The organism is Streptomyces sp. NPDC001020, assembly GCF_053599115.1.
In genome coordinates, this window is the sequence record NZ_JBSFLQ010000013.1 from 145858 (window position 1) to 164113 (window position 18256).

Here is an 18256-nt window from a genome sequence, read left to right on the forward strand (position 1 = left end):
GCCCGGCTGCCCTCTTTCACGGGCAGGTGATTGCCTGTTGGGTCGCCCGGACTCTAGGTGCGCTGTCCCGCAACAGCACACCCAGTGCCGCGGCAGGCAACGTTTGCCGGGCGTCGCAGCGGGGCGCACGTTGCCTGCCGCGGCACTAGTGCGCCGCCGACTCCCAGTCGCCCCCGACTCCCACCGAGACGTCCAGCGGTGCCCTCAGCTGTACCGCGCCCGCCATCTCACGGCGGACCAGTTCCTCGGTCGCCTCGCGCTCGCCCGGGGCGATTTCGAGGACGATCTCGTCGTGGACCTGCAGGAGCATGCGGGAGTTGAGGCCGGCCTCGCGCAGGGCTCGGTCCACGTTGAGCATGGCGATCTTGACGATGTCCGCGGCCGTGCCCTGGATCGGGGCGTTCAGCGCCATGCGTTCCGCTGTCTCCCGGCGCTGGCGGTTGTCGCTGTTGAGGTCCGGCAGGTAGCGGCGGCGGCCGAAGAGCGTCTCCGTGTAGCCGGTGGCCCGCGCCTCGTCCACCACGCGGCGCAGATAGTCCCGCACTCCGCCGAAGCGCTCGAAGTACGTGTCCATGAGGGCACGGGCCTCCGCCGCCTCGATGTTCAGCTGCTGGGACAGGCCGAACGCCGACAGGCCGTAGGCCAAGCCGTACGACATCGCCTTGATCTTGCGCCGCATCTCGGCGTCCACTGCCGAGCGGTCGACCGCGAACACCTGGGAGGCGACCGTGGTGTGCAGGTCCTCGCCGGACGTGAACGCCTCGATCAGGCCTGCGTCCTCCGACAGATGCGCCATCACACGCAGTTCGATCTGGCTGTAGTCCGCCGTCATCAGCGACTGGAAGCCTTCGCCCACCACGAAGCCCCGGCGGATCGCCCTGCCCTCGTCCGTCCGCACCGGGATGTTCTGCAGGTTCGGGTCCGTCGAGGACAGGCGGCCCGTCGCCGCGACCGTCTGGTTGAACGTCGTGTGGATCCGGTCGCCCGCCGCGATCGTCTTGATCAGGCCCTCGACAGTGACCCGCAGCTTCGCCTGCTCACGGTGACGCAGCATGATCACCGGGAGTTCGTTGTCCGTCTGTGTCGCGAGCCACGCCAGCGCGTCGGCGTCCGTCGTGTAGCCCGTCTTGGTCTTCTTGGTCTTGGGCAGACCCAGCTCGCCGAAGAGGACTTCCTGGAGCTGCTTGGGCGAACCCAGGTTGAATTCGCGCCCCGCCGCCGCGTGCGCCTCCTTCACCGCCTGCTGCACGGCTCCCGCGAACATCTGCTCCATGGCCTGAAGATGCGTGCGTTCCGCGGCGATGCCGTGCCGCTCCATGCGGGCCAGCAGCGCGGAGACGGGCAGTTCCATGTCGCGCAGCAGGTCGGCCGCGCCGACCTCCCGCAGCTTCTCCTCAAACGCCTGACCGAGATCGAGGATCGCGCGAGCCTGGATCATCAGTGCCTCGGCCTCGGCGCCCTCGTCCATCCCGAACGCGAGCTGCCCGTCGGCCGTGGCCGCGGGCGCCAGCTCCCGCCCGAGGTACTCCAACGACAACGCGTCCAGCGCGAAGGAACGCCGACCCGGCTTGACCAGGTACGCGGCGAGCGCCGTGTCCATGGTCACACCGTCGAGCGACCAGCCGTGCTCGGGCAGGACCCGCATCGCGCCCTTGGCGTTGTGCAGAACTTTGGGCCGGGCCGGGTCGGCGAGCCACCGCGCGAACGCCTGCTCGTCGGCCTCGTCCAGCTGCGCCGGGTCGAACCACGCCGCCGCCCCGTCGGCCGCGGCCAGCGCGATCTCGGCCACCGCACCCGCACCCAGCGCCCACGAGTCGACGGTCGCCACGCTCAGGAGCTGCTCGCCGTGCTCGGCGAGCCACGGCTTGAGCTCGCCCGCCCCGAGCACCGTGCCGTCCAGTTCGACGCCTGCCGCCGCGACCGGTGCCGCCTCGGCCTCCTCGACGCCGGGGTCGACGGCGAAGAGCCGTTCACGCAGCGACGGGTTCCTGATCTCCAGTGCGTCCAGGACCATGACGACGCCCTTGCGGTCGTACGCTGCCCGCTCCAGGTCGGCGACACCCTTCGGCAGCTCCACACGCCGCTCCAGCTCCGTGAGCCGGCGGTTCAGCTTCACCGACTCCAGATGGTCGCGCAGGTTCTGTCCGACCTTGCCCTTGACCTCCTCGACGCGCTCGACCAGCTCCGCGAACGAACCGAACTGGTTGATCCACTTCGCGGCCGTCTTCTCACCGACACCCGGGATGCCCGGCAGGTTGTCCGACGGGTCGCCGCGCAGCGCCGCGAAGTCCGGATACTGCGCCGGCGTCAGCCCGTACTTCTCGAACACCTTCTCCGGGGTGAACCGGGTCAGTTCGGAGACGCCCTTCGTCGGGTACAGCACCGTCGTATGCTCGGTGACCAGCTGGAAGGAGTCCCGGTCGCCGGTGACGATCAGCACCTCGAAACCCTCGGCCTCGGCCTGGGTGGCGAGTGTGGCGATGACGTCGTCCGCCTCGAAGCCGTCGACCGCGAAGCGCGGCGCGTGCATCGCGTCCAGCAGCTCGCCGATCAGCTCCACCTGACCCTTGAACTCGTCCGGGGTCTTCGAACGGTTCGCCTTGTACTCCGCGAACTCCTCGGAGCGCCACGTCTTACGGGAGACGTCGAACGCCACCGCGAAGTGCGTGGGCGCCTCGTCACGCAGAGTGTTCGCCAGCATCGACGCGAAGCCGTAGATCGCGTTCGTCGGCTGGCCCGTCGCGGTCGTGAAGTTCTCCGCGGGCAGCGCGAAGAACGCGCGGTACGCGAGGGAGTGCCCATCCATGAGCATCAGCCGCGGACGGCCGCCGCCGGAGGTCTTCTCGGTCTTCTTCGATGCTGTCTCTGCCACGCCCTCGATCCTGCCACGCCCCACTGACAGCGAGAGCCGTCCGGTCCCGGCCAGCGGCCTTGTCACAGGCGCATGCGAGGATCGGAGACCTACCTCACACGTGTAAACGAACGGGAGAGCCGATGGCCAGCAAGCCGCCCAAGGGTGACCCGGTTCAGGACGCACCGCAGGTCGCCGAGCCGAAGCACGCCGCGGCAGGGCTGCCCGCCCTCGGGCACACCCTGCGCATCGCCCAGCAGCAGATGGGCGTGCGGCGCACGGCGCTCACCTTGCTGCGGGTGAACCAGAAGGACGGCTTCGACTGCCCGGGCTGCGCCTGGCCCGAGCCCGACCACCGGCACACCGCTGAGTTCTGTGAGAACGGCGCGAAGGCGGTCGCCGAGGAGGCCACCCTGCGCCGGGTCACCCCGGAGTTCTTCGCGCAACACCCGGTGACCGACCTCGCCACCCGCAGCGGCTACTGGCTGGGCCAGCAGGGACGCCTGACGCACCCCGTGTACCTCCCCGAGGGGGGAGACCACTACGAGCCGGTCACCTGGGAGCGCGCCTTCGGCATCATCGCCGAGGAGATCGCCGCGCTCTCCTCCCCCGACGAGGCCGTCTTCTACACCTCGGGCCGCACCAGCAACGAGGCTGCGTTCCTCTACCAGCTCTTCGCCCGCGAGCTGGGCACCAACAACCTGCCCGACTGCTCGAACATGTGCCACGAGTCGTCCGGCTCCGCGCTCTCCGAGACGATCGGCATCGGCAAGGGCAGCGTCCTGCTGGAGGACCTCCACAAGGCGGACCTGATCATCGTCGCCGGACAGAACCCCGGCACGAACCACCCGCGCATGCTCTCGGCCCTGGAGAAGGCCAAGGCGGACGGCGCGCGGATCATCAGCGTCAACCCGCTGCCCGAGGCGGGCCTGGAGCGCTTCAAGAACCCGCAGACCCCCCAGGGCATGCTCAAGGGCGCCGCTCTCACGGACCTGTTCCTGCAGATCCGCATCGGCGGTGACCAGGCTCTCTTCCGCCTCCTCAACAAGCTGATCCTGCAGACGGACGGCGCGGTCGACGAGGACTTCGTCCGCGAACACACCCACGGCTTCGAGGAGTTCGCGGCAGCCGCCCGCGCCGCCGACTGGGACGAGACCCTCACCGCGACCGGTCTCACGCGCGAGGAGATCGAGCGGGCCCTGCGGATGGTCCTCGCCTCCCGGCGCACCATCGTGTGCTGGGCCATGGGCCTCACCCAGCACAAGCACTCCGTCCCCACCATTCGCGAAGTCGTCAACTTCCTTCTGCTGCGCGGCAACATCGGCCGGCCCGGCGCGGGCGTCTGCCCCGTGCGGGGTCACTCGAACGTGCAGGGTGACCGCACCATGGGCATCTTCGAACGCCCCGCGCCCGCCTTCCTGGACGCCCTGGAGAAGGAGTTCGGGTTCGCGCCCCCGCGCGAGCACGGCTACGACGTCGTACGGGCCATCCGCGCCCTGCGCGACGGCGAGGCGAAGGTCTTCTTCGCGATGGGCGGCAACTTCGTCTCCGCGTCACCCGACACCGAGGTGACCGAGGCGGCCATGCGCCGCGCCCGCCTCACCGTGCACGTGTCGACCAAGCTGAACCGCTCGCACACCGTCACCGGCGCGCGCGCCCTGATCCTGCCCACCCTCGGCCGCACCGAGCGGGACCTGCAAGGCAGCGGCGAGCAGTTCGTGACCGTCGAGGACTCCATGGGCATGGTGCACGCCTCCCGGGGCCGCCTGAAGCCCGCGAGCCCCCATCTGCTGTCCGAGCCGGCCATCGTGTGCCGCTTGGCCCGCCGCGTACTGGGCACCGGCAGCAGGGTCCCGTGGGAGGAGTTCGAGAAGGACTACGCGACGATCCGCGACCGCATCGCGCGCGTGATCCCCGGCTTCGAGGACTTCAACGCGCGCGTGGCCCCTCCCCAAGCTCTCGGCTCCGCTCGAGCAGGGAATACCCCATCCGGCGGCTTCACGCTGCCCCACGCCCCCCGTGACGAGCGCCGCTTCCCCACCACCACCGGCAAGGCCAACTTCACCGCGGCCCCCGTGGAGTACCCGAAGCTGCCCGAGGGTCGGCTGCTGCTGCAGACCCTGCGCTCGCACGACCAGTACAACACCACCATCTATGGCCTGGACGACCGCTACCGCGGCATCAGGAACGGCCGTCGCGTCGTCCTCGTCAACCCCGAGGACGCCCGCGCGCTGAACGTGGCGGACGGCTCGTACGTGGACCTGGTGGGCGAGTGGAAGGACGGAGTCGAGCGGCGCGCCCCCGGCTTCCGTGTCGTGCACTACCCCACCGCCCGCGGCTGCGCCGCCGCCTACTACCCGGAGACCAACGTCCTGGTCCCGCTGGACGCCACCGCCGACACCAGCAACACCCCCGCGAGCAAGTCCGTCGTGGTCCGCCTGGAACAATCGGCGGCCGACTGAGCGTTTGCTCAGCCACCAGCCGTGTGACCGATCACCGACGAACGGAGCCGTGCCCATGGGCGAGCAGCACACCGTGAAGTTCCCGCAGGAAGTCCTCGACGAGTACGCCGCGCTCGGCGTCGACCTGCCCGCCCTCTTCTCCGCCGGACACCTCGGCACCCGCATGGGCGTCCAGATCCTCGAGGCCTCCGCGGAGCGGGTCGTCGGCACCATGCCGGTGGAGGGCAACACCCAGCCGTACGGCCTGCTGCACGGCGGCGCCTCCGCCGTCCTCGCCGAGACCCTCGGCTCGGTCGGCTCCATGCTCCACGGCGGCGTCTCGAAGATCGCCGTCGGTGTCGACCTCAACTGCACCCACCACCGTGGCGTGCGCTCCGGGCTGGTCACCGGTGTCGCCACCCCTGTCCACCGGGGGCGCTCGACCGCGACGTACGAGATCGTGATCAGCGACGAGGACGGCAAGCGCGTGTGCAGCGCCCGCCTCACCTGCCTGCTGCGCGAGGTACGGCAGGGCGACGCGGACCAGATACCCACGGCGGGCTGACCCCCAGGGGGTGACCACAACGGCCGGGCACCGTTCCTGTGGACTGAGCAGAGGTGAGTCCGCTCGGCCGCACGCCCCGAACGGTCTTGGGCGCACGGGTCCCCGGCGTACTAACTCGACCCCGGGGCAGCGACACGGATCCTGTCCGTGGTCCGATCCCGGGAGGCCCCCGCGGCCGGAGGCCGCTGATGGACAGCGCCGGTACAGCCAGAGGCGACGGGGAGGCCCCGAACCATCACTCCGGTGGAGCGGGGGCCCCGCACTCCCCCAGAGGGGGCACCCCCAGACGCCCTACCCGACGTCCCAGATCGCACGATCACGCTAATACTCCACTAACCCGAACAGCCCAGCGCACTGCAAGCCCGAGAGCCGACCAACACACGATCGAGTTAAAGCGACCTTGTGCACACTCCCTGGCGAACAGTTGCCGACCCCCTGCCACAGCGCCCCGTACCACCCACCACCCCCTCAACTCCTCCTCGCCGCAGGCCACGTCGCGACGCCGGCCCCACACCCGCCGTTGCCCTGTGAGGCCGCGGCCATGAACGGACCGAACCGGTCGCAGCCGTCGAACCGGCCGCACCCGGGCACGTCGTTCAGGACATCACCGGCAGCAACTCGCCTCGTCTGAACGACCGGTGAACCAGCCTGCCGGCACACGCCCGCGCCGCCGCCCTGGACGCGGCCACAGGCGCCGCGCCCCGCTACGGCATCGAGACCGGCTTCTGCGGACGTCACGCCCGGATCGTGACTGAAGGCGCCCATTACCGCGTGCCGGGACAACACACCGCATCGCACTCTAGATATCCGTATCCGAGTGTTCCGGACCATTACTCAGTCCTGATGCTCCTTTTCCTGATATGACACCGCTTCCTGATGTGACACTGCGTAACACGGGTGTAATGCGGCATCACCGCTTCGTCTTCGGCCGCGCCTACCCCGTGACCTTTCCGAACTCACCGCGCAACCTGCAGCACCACTCGCACCCGACCCGCCACGGCCAAACGGAATTACGCATTCAATAAACATGTGCACTACATGGAATTTCCGCCAAAACGGCCAAGATCCACCTCTCTCGAAGCCCGACAACCTGCACGTCATAACAAGAAAGTCACAAGCCAGCGCACAACCATGCCCATTCCACGAGTCCAGGCCTAGAGTCACGGCCAGTCACCGCTCCATCGGGAGTTCGGTACCAGCGCGGCACTCGCGCCACCCTCCACCCGGGTAGGCCAGGCCTGCCGAAAGGACTGATTGTGCGACAGCGTTCTCTGGTGATACTCACCTCCGTTCTCACCACCGGAGCTCTGACCCTCACCGCGTGCGGCTCCCGCGACGACAAGGGCGACAAGAGCGGTGACAAGAGCAACATCACCGTCACCATCGGCGTCGACGCGCCCATCACGGGCGACTTGTCCGCCCTCGGCCTCGGCATCAAGAACTCCGCCGACCTCGCCGCCAAGACGGCCAACAAGGAAAAGACCGTCCCCGGCGTCACATTCCAGGTCCAGCCGCTCGACGACCAGGCGCAGCCATCCGTCGGCCAGCAGAACGCCCAGAAGTTCATCGACAACGACAACGTCCTCGGCGTCGTCGGCCCGCTGAACTCCGGCGTCTCCCAGTCGATGCAGAAGCCGCTCAACGACGCCGGCCTCACCCAGGTCTCCCCCGCCAACACCGGCACCGAACTCACCCAGGGCGAGAACTGGAAGACCGGCGACAAGAAGCGCCCCTTCAAGACCTACTTCCGCACCGCCACCACGGACCAGATCCAGGGCGCCTTCGCAGCGAAGTACCTCTTCAACAACGCGAAGATCAAGCAGGTCTACCTCATCGACGACCAGAAGCCCTACGGCGCCGGTCTCGCCGCCTCCTTCAAGGCGACCTTCACCAGCCTCGGCGGCAAGATCGTCGGCTCCGACCACGTCAACCCCGACGACCGCGACTTCAACGCCGTCGTCACCAAAGTCAAGAAGTCCGGTGCCAAGGCCGTCTACTACGGCGGTGAATACCCCGCCGGCGCACCCCTGAGCCAGCAGCTCAAGGACAGCGTCCAGATCCCCCTCATGGGCGGCGACGGCATGTACAGCGCCGACTTCATCAAGCTCAACAAGAAGGCCCAGGGCGACATCGCCACCTCCGTCGGCGCGCCCGTCGAAAAACTCGACTCCGCCAAGAAGTTCATCGCGGACTACAAGACGGCCGGATACAAGGACGCCTACGAGGCGTACGGCGGCGGCACCTACGACGCCACCTGGTCGATCATCGAGGCCGTCAAGATCGCCGTCGCCGACAACGGCGGCAAGCTCCCCGACAACGCCCGCGCCAAGGTCCTCGAGGCCATGAGCAAGGTCAAATTCGACGGCGTCACCGGCCCCGTCTCCTTCGACGAATTCGGCGACACCACCAACACCATGATGACCGCCTACCAGGTCGACGGCGGCAAGTGGGTGTCCAAGCTCAGCGAGGCCTACAAGCCCTGACCCCAACAGGGCCCTCCCGGGCAACGCACTGACTGACACCAGACCGCGCGGGGGCGCTACCAGCGCTCCCGCGCGGTGCCATATCCGAACCACTCCACGGAGGCCCTGCGGTGAACGAACTGCCGCAACAGCTGGCCAATGGACTCATCCTCGGCGCGATGTACGGTCTCATCGCGATCGGCTACACGATGGTCTACGGAATCATCCAGCTCATCAACTTCGCCCACGGCGAGATCTTCATGATCGGAGGCTTCGGAGCTCTTACCGTGTACCTCTGGATGCCGGCCGGCGTCTCCCTCCTCGCGATCATCCCACTCATGATCATCGGCGGCGTCATATGCTCCGTCGCCGTCAGCGCAGCAGCCGAACGCTTCGCCTACCGGCCCCTGCGCAACGCCCCCCGACTGGCCCCACTGATCACCGCGATCGGACTCTCCCTCGCACTCCAGCAGGCCATCTGGAAGTGGTACCCCGACGCCAAGAAAGACCGCTCCTTCCCCCAGTTCAAGGGCGAAGCGATCGACATCCTCGGCGCCCACATCCAGCGCGGTGACCTCTTCGTCCTCATCACGGCACCCATCTGCATGCTCGCCCTCGGACTCTTCGTCTCCAAGACCCGCGCCGGCCGCGGCATGCAGGCCACCAGCCAGGACCCCGACACCGCAAAACTCATGGGCATCAACACCGACCGCATCATCGTCATGGCCTTCGCCATCGGTGCCGCGTTCGCAGCCGTCGCCGCCGTCGCCTACGGGCTCAAGAACGGCCAGATCGGCTTCAGAATGGGCTTCATCATGGGCCTCAAAGCCTTCACCGCAGCCGTACTCGGCGGCATCGGCAACATCTACGGCGCCATGCTCGGCGGCGTCGTACTCGGCATCGCCGAATCCCTCGCCACCGGCTACATGAGCAACGTCCCCGGCATGGAACTCTTCGGCGGCGGCGCCTGGAAGGACGTATGGGCCTTCGTCCTCCTCATCATCGTCCTGCTGCTCCGTCCCCAGGGCCTGCTCGGCGAACGCGTCGCGGATCGGGCGTGATACCGATGAACACCCACCACACCACCACGCCCGGCGCCGCACCCTTCCTCGCCATCCCCACGGCCGCGGCCCGACTCGGCACCCTCGCAGGCGCAGCCGTCGCACTCGCAGGCACCTTCCTCGCCTGGACCTGGACCAGCGAATTCCCCGGAGATCTCACCGTCACCGGCTACCCCGGCGGCCTCCAGGTCCTCACCCTCATCAGCGCCGCACTCACCCTGCTCCTCACCCTGTCCGGATACGGCATCCGAGGGCTCCGCTGGCTCACCCCCGGCGGCACCAACAGCCCCGTCCGCCTCCTGGCACTCGGCACCCTCGGCACCACCGGCTACACCATCGGCGCCATCGCCTACGACCTCGGCGGAGCCGTCAACCTGGAACCCGGCGCCTGGGTCAGCGGCATCGGCGCACTCATCGCCACCGTCGCCGCACTCGGACTCCCCGGCGACCAGCCCACCTCCAACACCACCGCAGCCGGCGCCTGGGAACGCTTCCGCGACAGCCTCCGCGCACCATCGGCCCCCCGGGCCAAAACCCTCCCCGACTGGGCCGAAATCCTCATCATCGTCGCCTCGTTCGGCATCGGCCTCTACGTCTTCACCTACGGCATCGACACCGACTACACCGAACTCTTCATCGGCTTCCTCATCACCGTCGGCTTCGCCTTCACCGCACTCCACCGCGCCGGACTCGTCTCCCGCCTCACCGCACTGACCACGAAGCACCGCAACATCACCCTCGCCGCCGCCCTCGTCGCAGCCGTCTGCTTCCCGTTCACCCAGCAGAAAGAGCAATACGCGCTCATCGGCGCCAACATCCTCATCTTCGCCACCGTGGCGCTCGGCCTCAACGTCGTCGTCGGCCTCGCCGGCCTCCTCGACCTCGGATACGTCGCCTTCCTCGGCGTCGGCGCCTACTCCGCCGCCCTCGTCTCCGGCTCCACCATGTCGGCCATCGGCGTCCAATTCCCCTTCTGGGCCGCCGTCCTCACCGGCGCCACAGCCTCGCTCGTCTTCGGCGTCCTGATCGGCGCCCCCACCCTGCGACTGCGCGGCGACTACCTCGCCATCGTCACCCTCGGCTTCGGTGAGATCTTCCGCCTCACCGTGAACAACCTCAACGGCAACAGCGGCCCCGACCTCACCAACGGCTCCCAAGGCATCCCCAGCATCCCCGACCTGAAGTTCTTCGGATTCGACTTCGGACTCAAGCACGACATCCTCGGCTTCACCCTCGGCAGGTCCGCCAACTACTACCTGCTGATGCTCGTCTTCACCGCCGCCGTCGTCCTCGTCTTCCGCCGCTCCGGAGAATCCCGCATCGGCCGCGCCTGGGTCGCCATCCGCGAGGACGAAACCGCAGCCACCGCCATGGGCATCAACGCCTTCCGGCTCAAACTGATCGCCTTCGCCCTCGGCGCCACCCTCGCCGGACTCGCCGGAACAGTCCAAGCACACGTCAACTACACCGTGACCCCCGAGCAGTACCAGTTCGCCGGCTCCGTACCCCCCAACTCCGCATTCCTCCTCGCCGCCGTCATCCTCGGCGGCATGGGAACCCTCAGCGGACCCCTCGTCGGCGCCGCACTGCTCTACCTCATCCCGGCCAAACTGCAGTTCATGCAGGACTACCAGCTCTTCCTCTTCGGCGTCGCACTCATCCTCCTGATGCGCCTGCGCCCCGAAGGCCTGGTCGCCGACCGCAGGAAGCAGCTCGAATTCCACGAGAACGACCAACTCGACGTACCGGAGCCACGACAGTCCGAAGAGACCGGCGCCGGCACCGCCAAGGCGGGGGCGTGACCACCATGACCACCACCACGAAAACCGCCACCACCGTCCTCGACGCAAGCGGCGTCACCATGCGCTTCGGCGGCCTCACCGCCGTACGCAACGTCGACCTCACCGTCAACGCGGGCGAAATCGTCGGCCTCATCGGCCCCAACGGAGCCGGCAAAACCACCTTCTTCAACTGCCTCACCGGCCTGTACGTCCCCACCGAGGGCACAGTCAGCTACAAGGGCACCGTCCTGCCGCCCAAGCCCCACCTCGTCACCCAGGCAGGCATCGCCCGCACCTTCCAGAACATCCGACTCTTCCCCAACATGACCGTCCTGGAAAACGTCCTCGTCGGACGCCACACCAGGACCAAGGAAGGCCTCTGGTCCGCCCTCCTGCGCCTCCCCGGCTTCACCAAGGCCGAGCACGCCAGCCGTGAACGCGCCATGGAACTCCTGGAGTTCATCGGCCTCCAGGACAAGGCCGACCACCTCGCGCGCAACCTCCCCTACGGAGACCAGCGCAAGCTCGAAATCGCCCGCGCACTGGCCAGCGACCCCGGACTCCTGCTCCTCGACGAGCCGACCGCCGGCATGAACCCGCAGGAAACCCGCGTCACCGAAGAACTCATCTTCGCCATCCGCGACCAGGGCATCGCCGTCCTCGTCATCGAGCACGACATGCGGTTCATCTTCAACCTCTGCGACCGCGTCGCCGTCCTCGTCCAGGGCGAGAAACTCGTCGAAGGCACCTCCGACGTCGTCCAGAGCGACGAACGCGTCGTCGCCGCCTACCTCGGCACCCCCTTCGAAGGCGCCCCCGGCGCCGAAGAAGTCGCCGAGGTCGAAGCCGCCGAAGCAGGCACCGGCAAGAATGCCGACGCCACCGGCACCGCCGACGCCGACAGCACCACCGACACCACTGGCACCACCAGCACCGAAGAGGAGGACGCCCGATGACCGCACTGCTCGAGGTCGAGGACCTCCGCGTCGCCTACGGCAAGATCGAAGCCGTCAAGGGCATCTCCTTCACCGTCGAAGCAGGCCAGGTCGTCACCCTCATCGGCACCAACGGCGCCGGCAAGACCACCACCCTGCGCACCCTCTCCGGGCTCCTCAAGCCCGTCAGCGGCAGCATCCTCTTCGACGGCAAACCACTCGACAACACCCCCGCCCACAAGATCGTCTCCCTGGGCCTGGCCCACTCCCCCGAGGGACGCCACATCTTCCCCAGGCTGACGATCACCGAGAACCTCCAGCTCGGCGCCTACCTCCGCAACGACAAAGCAGGCATCGAGAAGGACATCCAGCGCGCCTACGACCTCTTCCCCATCCTCGGGGAACGCCGCAAACAGGCCGCCGGAACCCTCTCGGGCGGCGAACAGCAGATGCTCGCCATGGGCCGCGCCCTCATGTCCCAGCCGAAACTCCTCATGCTCGACGAACCCTCCATGGGCCTCTCGCCGATCATGATGCAGAAGATCATGTCCACGATCGCCGAGCTGAAGTCCCAGGGCACCACCATCCTGCTCGTCGAACAGAACGCCCAGGCCGCACTCTCCCTCGCCGACCAGGGCCACGTCATGGAGGTCGGCAACATCGTCCTCTCCGGCACGGGACAGGACCTACTGCACGACGAATCCGTACGGAAGGCATACCTCGGCGAAGACTGAGCGCCACCCTTCTGAGGCGTACGCCAAGGGGCCCGCACCCCGGTAACGGGTGCGGGCCCTCACGCACGTTGCACCACTCAGGACCTCAGCCCTTCGCGGCCTTCTTCTCCTCGCCGTCCTGGATGACAGCCTCCGCGACCTGCTGCATGGACATGCGCCGGTCCATGGACGTCTTCTGGATCCACCGGAAAGCGGCAGGCTCGGTCAGCCCGTACTCGGTCTGCAGAACCGACTTCGCCCGGTCGATCAACTTGCGGGTCTCCAACCGCTGAGTGAGGTCCGCGACCTCCTTCTCCAGCGTCTTCAACTCGGTGAACCGCGAGACCGCCATCTCGATCGCCGGCACCACATCGCTCTTGCTGAACGGCTTCACCAGATACGCCATCGCGCCCGCGTCCCGCGCCCGCTCCACCAGATCGCGCTGTGAGAACGCGGTCAGCATGAGCACCGGGGCGATGCACTCCTCGGCGATCTTCTCGGCGGCCGAGATGCCGTCGAGCTTCGGCATCTTCACATCGAGGATGACCAGGTCGGGCCGGTGCTCACGGGCCAGCTCGACGGCCCGCTCACCATCACCGGCCTCACCGACGACGTGGTAGCCCTCCTCCTCGAGCATCTCCTTGAGGTCGAGCCGGATGAGCGCCTCGTCCTCGGCGATGACGACGCGGGTCGTCAGCGGAGGCACATGCGACTTGTCGTCGTCGGCGACAGGCTGGGGCGACTCGGGGGCGGTCACGGGGGCTCCTCGTTCAGGCAGACAAGTACTGCTCCCAGAAGCCTACCCAGCTGCGGTATGGTGGTGATCCGAGGGGGGCATACCTCCCCTTAGTTTCTAAGGCCCCAGTACTCCAACTGGTTAGAGAGGCCGCTCTCAAACAGCGGACAGTGTGGGTTCGAATCCCACCTGGGGCACTTTTCCTTGGATCCCAAGGCCAGCACTAGCGGAGGTTCACGTTCTCGTGAACCTCCTTTCTTTGCTGCACGCGACCGCTCTCAGTCGCACAAAGTAGCCACATGTACGACATCGGCACCCGTGAACGAACCATGGCTCTGGTCGCTGAGGGCCGCAGCCTGAACTCCATCAGCAAGGAGACGGGCATATCCCGGGCCACCATCCGCTCCTGGCGAACGTGCATCGAGCCGCGCAAGCTTCAAGGCCTCGCCTGCCCCAGATGTCAGGACGAGCCCGCCCCACCCGAGGAACCGGCAGCGTACGCATACCTCCTGGGCCTCTATCTCGGCGACGGCTGCATCAGCGCCCACCGCCGGGGCGTCTACGTCATGCGCATTGTGCTGGACCAGGCTTGGCCGGGCATCATCGACGCCTGCGAAGCCGCACTGCGTGCCGTACGCCCGGACAACCGCGTATGCCGTGTGAAGAAGCAGGGGTGCTTCGCGGTCTCCTGTTTCAGCAAACACTGGCCGTGCCTGTTCCCGCAGCACGGCCCCGGCAAAAAGCACGAGCGTCGGATCGTTCTCGAAGCCTGGCAGCAGGAGATTGTCGACAATCACCCCTGGGAGTTCGTCCGGGGGCTCATCCACTCCGACGGCTGCCGCATCACCAACTGGACGACCCGCACGGTCGCCGGTGTGCGCAAGCGCTACGAATACCCTCGGTACTTCTTCTCCAACAAGTCGGATGACATCCGCGGGCTCTTCACGAACGCCCTCGACAAGGTCGGTGTCGAGTGGACTGTTCTCGCCCGCGGCAGCGACCCGTTCAACGTCTCCATCGCCCGCAAAGCCTCCGTAGCCCTTCTCGACACCCACGTAGGCCCCAAGTACTGACTGGAGCGCGCAAGGGCCCAGTCCCTCAACGGGCCCCGTGCGCGCCGACTACTTCGGGCTGTCGTCCTCGCCGATGTGGTGTACCCGCACCAGGTTCGTCGACCCGGAGACCCCGGGCGGGGAGCCCGCCGTGATCACCACGATGTCGCCTCTTTCGCAGCGGCCGTACTTCAGCAGTAGTTCGTCGACCTGGTTCACCATCGCGTCGGTGGAGTCGACGTGCGGGCCGAGGAACGTCTCCACGCCCCAGGTGAGGTTGAGCTGGGAGCGTGTGGCCGGTGTGGGGGTGAAGGCGAGGAGTGGGATCGGGGAGCGGTAGCGGGAGAGGCGGCGGGCGGTGTCGCCGGACTGGGTGAAGGCGACGAGGAACTTGGCGCCGAGGAAGTCGCCGATCTCCGCCGCCGCTCGGGCGACCGCGCCGCCCTGGGTGCGGGGTTTGTTCCGGTCGGTCAGGGGCGGGAGGCCCTTGGCGAGGATGTCCTCCTCGGCCGCTTCGACGATGCGGGCCATCGTCCTGACCGTTTCCACGGGGTATTTGCCGACGCTGGTTTCGCCGGACAGCATCACGGCGTCGGTGCCGTCGATGACGGCGTTGGCCACGTCGGAGGCTTCGGCTCTGGTCGGGCGTGAGTTGTCGATCATCGAGTCGAGCATCTGGGTGGCGACGATGACCGGTTTGGCGTTGCGTTTGGCGAGTTTGATCGCGCGTTTCTGGACGATGGGGACTTGTTCCAGGGGCATTTCGACGCCGAGGTCGCCGCGCGCCACCATGATGCCGTCGAATGCCGCGACGATGTCGTCGATGTTCTGGACGGCCTGGGGTTTTTCGACTTTGGCGATGACTGGGAGGCGGCGGCCTTCCTCGTCCATGATGCGGTGGACGTCTCTGATGTCTCTGCCGCTGCGGACGAAGGAGAGGGCGATGACGTCGAAGCCGGTGCGCAGGGCCCAGCGGAGGTCGTCCTCGTCCTTTTTGGAGAGGGCGGGGACGGATACGGCGACGCCGGGGAGGTTGAGGCCTTTGTGGTCGGAGACCATGCCGCCTTCGATGACGGTGGTGTGGACGCGGGGTCCGTCGATGGAGGTGACTTCGAGAGTGACCTTGCCGTCGTCGACGAGGATGCGTTCGCCGGGGGTGACGTCGGCGGCCAGTCCTGGGTAGGTGGTTCCGCAGGTGTGGCCGTCGCCTTCGGTGCCTTCTTCCACGGTGATGGTGAAGGTGTCTCCGCGTTCCAGGAGTACGGGGCCTTCGCTGAAGCGGCCGAGTCGGATCTTGGGGCCCTGGAGGTCGGCGAGGATTCCGACGCTGTGGCCGGTCTCGTCGGATGCCCTTCGCACGTGCTGGTAGCGCTCCTCGTGGTCGGCGTAGCTGCCGTGGCTGAGGTTGAAGCGGGCGATGTCCATTCCGGCTTCGACGAGTGTCTTGATCTGGTCGTAGGAGTCGGTGGCGGGTCCCAGTGTGCAGATGATCTTTGCTCGGCGCATGGTTCGACCCTAGGGCTTACCGGGCGGTAGGGGTTTGGCCGTCTGGGGTCATGCGACGGTCTTTGGGTGCGCTGCTTGTTGGTGTGTGTCGAATGGTGTGGCGGGTGCTCGGATGGGCGCCTTGTGGGGGTTGTCGGTTCGTTTCGACTGTGGTGATGCGGGGTTTACGTCCCGCTCTGTCGCTGATGGTTTGTCGGCGGGTGCTTGCTGGTCATCAGATCGAAACCTTTGGGGGCTGTTGCGGTTGGTCGTGACGGGCCAGAATCTACGCGCGTCATCGATCGTTTCCCCGAGGAGTCAGAGATATGCCGTTGAACCGCCGGAAGTTCCTGAAGCGTTCCGCTGCGACCGGAGCGGGGGTGGCGTTGGCCGGTGCCGTGTCGGCTCCGGCGGCGCAGGCCGCGCCGGCGAAGGGTCCCAAGCGGCACTCGCTGACCGTGATGGGCACCACTGATCTGCACGGGCATGTCTTCAACTGGGATTACTTCAAGGACGCGACGTACACGGACCCGCAGGGTAACGCGATGGGTCTGTCGCGGGTTTCGACGCTGGTGAACCAGGTGCGTGAGGAGAAGGGTCGCGACAACACCCTTCTGGTGGATGCGGGTGACACGATCCAGGGCACTCCGCTGACGTACTACTACGCGAAGGTCGACCCGATCACGGCCAAGGGTGGGCCGGTGCATCCGATGGCGCGGGCGATGAACGCGATCGGGTACGACGCGGTGGCGCTCGGCAACCACGAGTTCAACTACGGCATCGAGACGCTGCGGAAGTTCGAGTCGCAGTGTGACTTCCCGCTGCTGGGTGCGAACGCGTTGGACGCGAAGACGCTGAAGCCGGCTTTCGCGCCGTATTTCATCAAGAAGCTCCCTGTGAAGGGTGCGGCGCCGGTGACCGTCGCGGTGCTGGGTCTGACCAACCCGGGTATCGCGATCTGGGACAAGGCGTATGTGCAGGGGAAGTTGACGTTCCCGGGGCTGGAGGAGCAGGCGGCGAAGTGGGTGCCGAAGCTCAGGTCGATGGGTGCGGACGTGGTCATCGTGTCGGCGCATTCCGGTGCCTCCGGTACGTCGTCGTACGGTGATCAGGTTCCGTATGTCGAGAACGCTGCCGCCAACGTGGCCCGGCAGGTGCCTGGTATCGACGCGATTCTGGTCGGCCATGCGCATGTGGAGATTCCGGAGCTGAAGGTCACCAATGAGGCGACGGGGAAGACGGTCGTCCTGTCGGAGCCGCTGTGTTATGCGGAGCGGCTGACGCTGTTCGACATCGAGTTGGTCTTCGACAAGGGTCGGTGGCAGGTGGAGTCGGTGGCGGCTTCGCTGCGTAACTCAAAGGAGGTTGCCGACGACCCGGTGATCACCGAGTTGCTGTCCGAGCAGCACGCGGCCGTGGTGAAGTACGTCAATCAGGTCGTGGGCAAGGCCACGGAGACTCTGACGACGGTGGATGCCCGGTACAAGGATGCCGCGATCATCGACCTGATCAACAAGGTGCAGGAGGACGTGGTCAAGGCGGCGATGGCGGGGACCGCGTATGCGTCGCTGCCGGTGATCTCGCAGGCGTCGCCGTTCTCGCGTACGTCGGAGATCCCGGCGGGCGATGTGACGATCCGGGATCTGTCGAGCCTGTATGTGTATGACAACACGCTGGTCGCGAAGCTCATGACGGGTGCGCAGGTACGCGCGTACCTGGAGTACTCGGCGGAGTACTTCGCGCAGACGGCCGCCGATGCGACGGTGGACGTGGACAAGCTGACCAACGCGAACAACCGTCCTGACTACAACTACGACTATGTGTCGGGGCTGCGGTACGACATCGACATCGCTCAGCCGGCGGGTTCGCGTATCAAGAACCTGACGTTCAACGGTGCGGCGCTGGACGATGCCCAGGAGTTCGTGTTCGCGGTGAACAACTACCGGGCCAATGGCGGTGGCGCGTTCCCGTATGTGGCGTCGGCGAAGGAGCTGTGGTCGGAGTCGACCGAGATCCGGACGCGGATCGCGGAGTGGGCGACCGAGAAGGGGGTTCTGGATCCGAAGGACTTCGCCTCGGTCGACTGGAGGCTGACGCGGAACGGCACGCCGGTGTTCTAGGGGTTCTGCGAGGTCACGTCGACGGCGTCGACGATGGCTTGTGCGCCGGTGTGG

Annotated in this window: 12 protein-coding genes and 1 tRNA gene; 10 read left to right on the forward strand and 3 right to left on the reverse strand. The window is 67.1% G+C overall.

What is annotated here, in order from left to right:
• Positions 1-145: 145 nt before the first annotated feature.
• A complete protein-coding gene (gene polA, locus ACWDEX_RS15405; RefSeq protein WP_450463836.1) occupies positions 146-2872 on the reverse strand; it encodes a DNA polymerase I in 2727 nt (908 codons plus the stop codon).
• Positions 2873-2994: 122 nt separating this feature from the next.
• On the opposite strand from polA, the gene ACWDEX_RS15410 reads away from it, so the two are divergent.
• The 7 genes from ACWDEX_RS15410 (at position 2995) to ACWDEX_RS15440 (ending at position 12830) form a co-directional block, all read left to right on the forward strand.
• Positions 2995-5313 (forward strand): FdhF/YdeP family oxidoreductase, encoded by a 2319-nt coding sequence (locus tag ACWDEX_RS15410; protein ID WP_450463837.1) that lies wholly within the window; start codon positions 2995-2997, stop codon positions 5311-5313.
• A 55-nt stretch (positions 5314-5368) separates the two neighbouring features.
• Complete coding sequence (locus tag ACWDEX_RS15415; protein ID WP_450463838.1) at positions 5369-5857, forward strand: PaaI family thioesterase; 489 nt, start codon at positions 5369-5371, stop codon at positions 5855-5857.
• A gap of 1271 nt (positions 5858-7128) precedes the next feature.
• Positions 7129-8340 (forward strand): branched-chain amino acid ABC transporter substrate-binding protein, encoded by a 1212-nt coding sequence (locus ACWDEX_RS15420; RefSeq protein WP_450463867.1) that lies wholly within the window; start codon positions 7129-7131, stop codon positions 8338-8340.
• A gap of 110 nt (positions 8341-8450) precedes the next feature.
• Complete coding sequence (locus ACWDEX_RS15425) at positions 8451-9380, forward strand: branched-chain amino acid ABC transporter permease (protein WP_450463839.1); 930 nt, start codon at positions 8451-8453, stop codon at positions 9378-9380.
• A 5-nt stretch (positions 9381-9385) separates the two neighbouring features.
• Complete coding sequence (locus tag ACWDEX_RS15430) at positions 9386-11182, forward strand: branched-chain amino acid ABC transporter permease (RefSeq protein ID WP_450463868.1); 1797 nt, start codon at positions 9386-9388, stop codon at positions 11180-11182.
• Between the two features lie 5 nt (positions 11183-11187).
• On the forward strand, positions 11188-12117 hold the full coding sequence (locus ACWDEX_RS15435; RefSeq protein ID WP_450463869.1) for an ABC transporter ATP-binding protein: 930 nt from the start codon (positions 11188-11190) through the stop codon (positions 12115-12117).
• A complete protein-coding gene (locus ACWDEX_RS15440) occupies positions 12114-12830 on the forward strand; it encodes an ABC transporter ATP-binding protein (RefSeq protein ID WP_450463840.1) in 717 nt (238 codons plus the stop codon). The genes ACWDEX_RS15435 and ACWDEX_RS15440 overlap by 4 nt, the downstream gene beginning before the upstream one ends.
• A gap of 85 nt (positions 12831-12915) precedes the next feature.
• Here ACWDEX_RS15440 and ACWDEX_RS15445 read toward each other — a convergent pair whose 3' ends face one another.
• Positions 12916-13566, reverse strand: coding sequence for an ANTAR domain-containing response regulator (locus tag ACWDEX_RS15445; RefSeq protein WP_450463841.1), 651 nt, complete (start codon positions 13564-13566; stop codon positions 12916-12918).
• A 101-nt stretch (positions 13567-13667) separates the two neighbouring features.
• On the opposite strand from ACWDEX_RS15445, the gene ACWDEX_RS15450 reads away from it, so the two are divergent.
• Both ACWDEX_RS15450 and ACWDEX_RS15455 read left to right on the forward strand, forming a co-directional pair.
• Positions 13668-13742 (forward strand) — tRNA-Leu (locus tag ACWDEX_RS15450).
• Positions 13743-13844: 102 nt separating this feature from the next.
• The gene (locus ACWDEX_RS15455; RefSeq protein ID WP_450463842.1) at positions 13845-14618 is read left to right on the forward strand and encodes a helix-turn-helix domain-containing protein; all 774 of its coding nucleotides are present in this window, start codon (positions 13845-13847) and stop codon (positions 14616-14618) included.
• Between the two features lie 48 nt (positions 14619-14666).
• Here the strand turns inward: ACWDEX_RS15455 and pyk are convergent, their stop codons facing one another.
• On the reverse strand, positions 14667-16103 hold the full coding sequence (pyk, locus tag ACWDEX_RS15460) for a pyruvate kinase (RefSeq protein WP_450463844.1): 1437 nt from the start codon (positions 16101-16103) through the stop codon (positions 14667-14669).
• A gap of 305 nt (positions 16104-16408) precedes the next feature.
• Between pyk and ACWDEX_RS15465 the strand changes: the two genes are divergently transcribed.
• Entirely contained in the window at positions 16409-18202 is a 1794-nt protein-coding gene (locus ACWDEX_RS15465; protein WP_450463845.1) for a 5'-nucleotidase C-terminal domain-containing protein, read from the forward strand.
• The last annotated feature ends 54 nt before the right edge of the window (positions 18203-18256 follow it).

Coding starts and splice junctions, on each gene's coding strand:
- ACWDEX_RS15410 (WP_450463837.1), top strand. CDS start 2,995: ATGGCCAGCAAGCCGCCCAAGGGTGACCCGGTTCAGGACGCACCGCAG.
- ACWDEX_RS15415 (WP_450463838.1), top strand. CDS start 5,369: ATGGGCGAGCAGCACACCGTGAAGTTCCCGCAGGAAGTCCTCGACGAG.
- ACWDEX_RS15430 (WP_450463868.1), top strand. CDS start 9,386: ATGAACACCCACCACACCACCACGCCCGGCGCCGCACCCTTCCTCGCC.
- ACWDEX_RS15435 (WP_450463869.1), top strand. CDS start 11,188: ATGACCACCACCACGAAAACCGCCACCACCGTCCTCGACGCAAGCGGC.
- ACWDEX_RS15440 (WP_450463840.1), top strand. CDS start 12,114: ATGACCGCACTGCTCGAGGTCGAGGACCTCCGCGTCGCCTACGGCAAG.
- ACWDEX_RS15455 (WP_450463842.1), top strand. CDS start 13,845: ATGTACGACATCGGCACCCGTGAACGAACCATGGCTCTGGTCGCTGAG.
- pyk (WP_450463844.1), bottom strand. CDS start 16,103: ATGCGCCGAGCAAAGATCATCTGCACACTGGGACCCGCCACCGACTCC.
- ACWDEX_RS15465 (WP_450463845.1), top strand. CDS start 16,409: ATGCCGTTGAACCGCCGGAAGTTCCTGAAGCGTTCCGCTGCGACCGGA.